This window comes from Bartonella sp. MR90HLJMH (genome assembly GCF_042194115.1).
In the GTDB taxonomy this organism is placed as follows: Bacteria; Pseudomonadota; Alphaproteobacteria; order Rhizobiales; family Rhizobiaceae; genus Bartonella; species Bartonella grahamii.
In genome coordinates this window covers 1-5,891 of the sequence record NZ_JBHIMM010000021.1, presented here as the reverse complement: position 1 = coordinate 5,891, position 5,891 = coordinate 1, and the positions used below count along the sequence as shown (strand labels likewise).

General features: G+C 36.4%; 4 protein-coding genes. 2 read left to right on the top strand and 2 right to left on the bottom strand.

Annotation, left to right across the window (positions count from 1 at the left end):
- Positions 1–2,202: 2,202 nt before the first annotated feature.
- A complete protein-coding gene (locus ACFIJ9_RS08445; RefSeq protein WP_375636726.1) occupies positions 2,203–3,150 on the bottom strand; it encodes an abortive infection family protein in 948 nt (315 codons plus the stop codon).
- A gap of 327 nt (positions 3,151–3,477) precedes the next feature.
- Between ACFIJ9_RS08445 and ACFIJ9_RS08440 the strand changes: the two genes are divergently transcribed.
- Together ACFIJ9_RS08440 and ACFIJ9_RS08435 are read left to right on the top strand one after the other, a co-directional pair.
- On the top strand, positions 3,478–3,645 hold the full coding sequence (locus ACFIJ9_RS08440) for a hypothetical protein (RefSeq protein ID WP_375636725.1): 168 nt from the start codon (positions 3,478–3,480) through the stop codon (positions 3,643–3,645).
- Positions 3,646–4,136: 491 nt separating this feature from the next.
- Entirely contained in the window at positions 4,137–4,277 is a 141-nt protein-coding gene (locus ACFIJ9_RS08435) for a hypothetical protein (protein ID WP_375636723.1), read from the top strand.
- Positions 4,278–4,838: 561 nt separating this feature from the next.
- Here ACFIJ9_RS08435 and ACFIJ9_RS08430 read toward each other — a convergent pair.
- A complete protein-coding gene (locus tag ACFIJ9_RS08430; protein WP_375636721.1) occupies positions 4,839–5,120 on the bottom strand; it encodes a hypothetical protein in 282 nt (93 codons plus the stop codon).
- Between the last annotated feature and the right edge of the window lie 771 nt (positions 5,121–5,891).

Below are 5,891 nucleotides of genomic sequence, written 5' to 3'. Positions count from 1 at the left end.
GGGGTGGAGCAGCCCGGTAGCTCGTCAGGCTCATAACCTGAAGGCCGCAGGTTCAAATCCTGCCCCCGCAACCAAAGGTCCAAAACTAATAATTCCATATAAATCACATGTCATCTGAACATGACGCTGCGCTCATGATAAAACGTGAAAATATAAAAATGTACCTAATGGGAAATGTTATAGAATAAATCTTCACTCAAACTTCCCCACTTGAGCTGTATAGGCTTGCGGCTTTATAAAAGTTGCGAGAGCACTATGCGTGAAGGATAAAACGTACAAACTGCCTAAACACCCATAAAACTATGACGGAAGGGGGGACTTGAAAATCTTCCCTCTCTAAAAAGAGTGCAAAAAATAGCGCTCAACCTAGATTGGTCTCAAAAATTCTCCGATGCCTCTCAAATTAACTTGAGAAAAAAAGGCACCATCACCCATACTATATTTGTCCGTCTATATCACATCCAAGGTGCATCCTTGCCAAGCAGGTTGCTATATGAGGAAAAGGTCTTATTGCTACCATCTTGTCTCTCACGAGAGAACTTTCAAAATAAACCTTCATTCTAGATGGATCATAATGGAAGCACCATGGAAGAAGGATAAAACGTACGAGAGTCTAAACACCCATAAAGCTACAGTGAGGGAATGGGGTGGCTTGAAAATATTCCCTTTCTAAAAAATGCAATGGCTCATATAGACATACCACTAAAAAGTTGAACTCACCTTTCTATCTTAAAATCCTACCTCCCAATCCTTCTCTGAAACTATTTGTGCATCACCTCAGTCTAGAGACTTTAAAAATCTCCCATCAAGCTCTTCGTAAAGTGCATAAAAATAGCAAGAGATTTCTATCACCCTACACTTAAAACCAATCCTTCCAAAAAAGAGCTATAGTAGTCCTACCACGCTTATTTTACACAACGCACGCATCCTGTGCTCTAGAGTAAATGGGAGCGATGAAGCATTGATTTGTCAAAACGCTTATAAACTCATGGGCATATAAGTGATGAGGTAGTGTTATCAACGCTCCAAGCGGGATGCGCAACACATTTGTGAGATGACCAACGAGAGGGCTAGGTAGCTGACGACTTTATCCTGATTGGACAATCAGTTTTGCTCAATGTCAGGAGGGAGAAAACCCATGGGTGGCAAATGGTGTGAGACAAAAACGCACAATTCAACCCTTTAAAAAAATTGAAGACAAAAAAGCTAACTGCTTTAGACAAAATCTTATTACTATCATCGCGTCCATCACTAGAGGGATTTCAAAATAAACCTTTATTCTAGATGCTTAAAAATAAGCTAAAAAACATGTTGTTGGAGTTTGAAATTTGAAAACTGAGCTTTGCCTCTCTAAAATGCAAACTTCCCAATTCTTCCCTGAAACTAATCGTTTACGATCTTATTCCAGAAGACCCCAAAAATCCTACAAACATAACCAAAAATAATCAAAGTCCTCTCCAAAATTTTCAGATATCCTCGTCTTTCAGAAAAAAACTGTCTTATATCTGCAATTTGGCTTGAGAAAAAACGGAACATCTCTATCCATAGATAAAAAATGGCGAGAAGGTGAAAAAAACGCTTCCAGCTTACCTCTATCTTAATATCATAAAAAAGCTACAAAACTTGCTTCCAATGAAAAACGCAAGCCAAACTCTTCGTCATGGCACACAATCTTTTTAAAGGGGCGGAAATCTTTAAGAAAAATCAACATTCTGGCGTGAGAAAAAGAAGGGCTGGCTTTTTGCTTTTGCAGCCATGGGTACTAATGTTTGAATGGAAGCTGGCAGTGGGGAAGGGGAAGTTATAGAGTGCGTGATCACTAAATTTTATCCCGCTATAGGAATATTGGGTTTTATAAGCTATAGAGAAGGTTATGTCGGGGGGATGGGAAGCGCTCTTAAGTCTTAAAGATAGGAAATGATTTTAAGAAAATTTGCTCTTGCTCTTAGCTCGAAATATAAAATGTTATGATAGGCTTTTGATGAAAATGATGTTGTTTTGCGATAAAAAAGACAAACATGCATGGAGTGGACGCTTTGCTAGCCTTTTGTCTTAAAAGACAAAACCTAAAATGCCTATGATCGTAACGATACCCCGATTATTTGCAAAGAGTGTTTTGTAGAGGGTAAAGCATTATGTTGGTAGCAAAAAGCCTGTAAAGAGAAAATGGTTATGGCATGTAAGAATAGTGCTCTTTATTTATTATGGCTGATCCATGAGCTCTAAGATATACATTGAGAGAGAATGTGCGGCATTAAAAGTTAAGCGCGCATGGTGAGGTTTGAGATTGATTAGTTCCAAATCTTTTTCTGATCGGCCGTGCGCTGCACTTTTCTTGTTTCTTAAATTCATAGTACCACTAACGATTTGATACAGACCGGATGCGATCATTTTTAAGCCATTTTCATCTAGATCTTGATTTTTTAAGTTTTCTTGCTTCATATCTTCGGGATGGGTCTTGGCTTTCTTAACGACTTGTTTCCATAAAGCGGGCAGATTATTACGGGCGTTTTCTGCATATGGGATAGAATGGTGGTCGAGATAAGCTTTGCAAGAGGCTTCCAACAGATTTGCTGCAAATAGAACCGCCCCCCTTGGATCTTTTTCTATATTTTCTAATGCTCTATTTATTTCGTTTTTTACGGCTGAAAGTCTGTGCTTTGCAATAAGTTTTTTTAGCTCTTCTGTAGAGAGGAGACCTGCTTTTTGCAATTCTTGTGTGTCGTGTGTGAAGGTCAGTCCCTTCTTGATAATATATCCTCCACGCAGATATTCTAATCTATCTTTCTTTAACGTTTCTAAAACTTTACGTTGATCTGTTTTAAGCTGTTGTAGTATTTGATCTCTTGGTATGTCTTTAAATATGAATTCGATTGACTTATGGGATTCGTTATCCAAAAAATCCCCGAGTAGGTTACCAAGGACTTCAAGCGGTTTTTTGCATAGCCAATTGATTGCCTTTAGTCGTTTCTTAACCTTGACAGTTTCACAATCATCTAGTTTTTCATTAAGAGCAGCTGGTGTCAAAAGGAATAAGTCATCAAGATTATCCAACCAATAGTACTTTGGTAATATTTGAGAGAGTATCTCAATTGTTGCAGGAGGAATAGTGTTTTTCTGAGAGATTTTTTGCGGAGATGATAATTGCATTTTATGGCTTTATAATATCAAAAAGTGGTGTGTGGAGTGGTTTTTAGAATATGATTTTATTGCCTGACCTTGCATAGAAGGTCGCTCAACAATCTTGCGGCTTATATAAGATTTGTGAAAAAGAAATACTATATTGTGTTTTAATTTTTTTCCTTTCATTGTTATAACAGTGAAGGGGTGGATAATGTGTGATAATTCGAAAAATATAGAATGAGAACAGAAGTATAATTTTGTATTATTGTAACTGCAATAACATTCTTTATTGGCAGATTGTTTATTGGAAAGAAGGAAGCAGGCAATGCGCATAATCCCTGAAAGGAAGGCTTTGTGACAAGAATTTCAACAATGGTATGTTACCAAATGTTGGCACAGTTCTTTACTTGTCAGAAAGAGCAGATGGGGTTCTTTGTTCGCATAACCGGTAGAGAGAACAAGTGGGTAGGGGATCGGTTTACCAATCTCGTTTATTCCGTTAAAGCTTACGGTTTTCTATAAAAAGGCTGTTTTCATTACATCCGCTGTTAATCTCGCGTATTTGGTCGTGATGGAAATATAGACAGTCATTGCGTCTAAAAGGGACTTTAGGCAATAAAATGTGCGTAAAAGTGTTTTAAACAGCTACTCTTGATTGTAAAACTTATAAGAAAAATCTAGAAAAACAAAAGTTTAAAGGCAGGAAAATCTTAAGCAAATCTCAGAGCACACTGTAAAAGTAAAAAAACAGCCTTTTTAGAGATGGTTTGCTGTCTGTCATCGTGCATCATGATTTTCAATGTTTAAAAAAAATTTTCCCCTCAATGAGAGAAGGCTTTTTTATTAAAGCGGGGTAGATTTGTTATGACAGTTCACAATGAAATAGAGAGAAAATGCTGCTTTACTAGATGTTTTTGTCGCTTCATCTTCATTTGAACCTGTTGCGGTTATGCAAGCATAGTGATTCAAGGAGGTTTAAATGAGATGAATAACATCGCCAAGTTTGCAGCACGGTGCTATTTTCCACATCGCGATGTGTGGCAGAAGAGGGTCAGCATTTTGGCGGGCGGCGGGATGCCATATTCTATGCTGGTGCTGTAGGGGTGTCTGTTAGCGTGTTTATGGGACTATTCCGCATTGAAATGCGTGCTTAATTTCGTGGATACTTGCAAAGATACCAACAGAGAATCCCATATTTCAAGAGGTTTTGAGAGGTGTCTAAGAGCACAAAGCAAATATGATGTTGATAAACACCGCATGTTACTGGAGATGGCCAAATTTTAGAGTTTAAGGAGCTTGTTGGTTTCGTGTCCTTTCATAAAAATAACGAAGGTTGCGGTTAAGGTCTCAGTGTGTTGGTTTCTCGAAAAGTAGTAAACTGCTCTATGATCTTATATGCCATTGCAAATGTTATTGAGAAGGCGTTCAAACAAAGCATATCATAAATCGGAGCCCTTTTCTTTATGCGATAAGGAGAGTGCGAGGCAAAACAGTAAAAATACAGCGATATTGCTTGGGTGCCAAATGTATTCTCAATAGTTTATAATTTTCTTTTCTTAAATGTGCAGCTCTTTCTGGAAAATGTTCGACAATCTCTTAATCGTTTAATAAAAATTAAAATCGGTTATAAGGAAGAGCTTGTAAATTATAGAGTAGGAAAAAATTGCATTTTATAAACAACAGGGGAGGGCTGTTTCCATAGCCCAAATATTTTTTCAAGTTGTTATGGTATCTTCTTGAAGTGCTTGATCGATAAAAGTTTGATAATTATCAGAAACAATATATTGGGTATTTCCTCCCAAAGCTTTGAAATATTCACGACCGCAATGGATTTTTGCTTTTTCCAGATCGCGCAAGATGTCTTCGAAAATACTTCCTTTGCTTTCCACAACAAAATACAGTTTGTTTTGTCCATCTTTTACTTCAATAGAGGCGACTTCAATCTGCTTTATAAGCGTTTGTTCATAAGCATCGATGGAATCCAGCCTATATAGCATGTTGTGTTTATCAAGATGAAATTGTTTATGTAGATTTCTTGTATTGAAAGCAATGGTACGATTTTTGATGTCTGTATAAAAATATTGACAAAAAAAATTTTAATAACGCATGATTATAGAGTTTTGTCCTTTGTTTTAAGCGTGTAAAGTTAACCCGTTGTTTATCCATAGATTTTGTGTTCATTATTTATTTGATACATTTAATCTAGAATGTAAATTGTGTTCGTATATTCAAACTAATATATTGGTATTGAAGCGGTGGGAGTGTTACTTTGTTGAGAATAGATAATTTGGTAGGTTGGTATTCCCTTTGTATCAGAGAAATTTCACCTTATTCTCTCATATTGTACGTGGATGAAATATTAACCGCATAATGCTCTCTCTTACATGAGATGTAAGATTGATATGCTTTCCATATTAGGAAAAGTTGTTGATTGTAGAGGAGTATTTTTCTGCGAAATTTGTTTTGCTTAAACGGCAAAAATAGAGCAATAGTCGCATATTTGTTGCGCTGTAACGCATATATATATAATCGATGAAGTCAACACTTCATTTAAGAAATTTCTTAAAGAAAAAACATAAAAAAATAGAATTGTTGAAAAAAATCTTTTATTTTGAAGCTTGTTTCTCATGATTATAAAAGCTTTATGTGGATGTCGAAAATTTTGATTGTGTTGAAAAGCATGAAAAATCAAGGAAATTTTGCAAAAAAAGCTGCATCATGTGTGCAGCTTTTTATGTGTTTGCTTTAGAGGTAGAAGTTTTAAAGCA

What these genes read in the sequence shown, in the direction of transcription:
- ACFIJ9_RS08445 (WP_375636726.1), bottom strand. Translation starts at nt 3,150, where the DNA reads ATGCAATTATCATCTCCGCAAAAAATCTCTCAGAAAAACACTATTCCT.
- ACFIJ9_RS08430 (WP_375636721.1), bottom strand. Translation starts at nt 5,120, where the DNA reads ATGCTATATAGGCTGGATTCCATCGATGCTTATGAACAAACGCTTATA.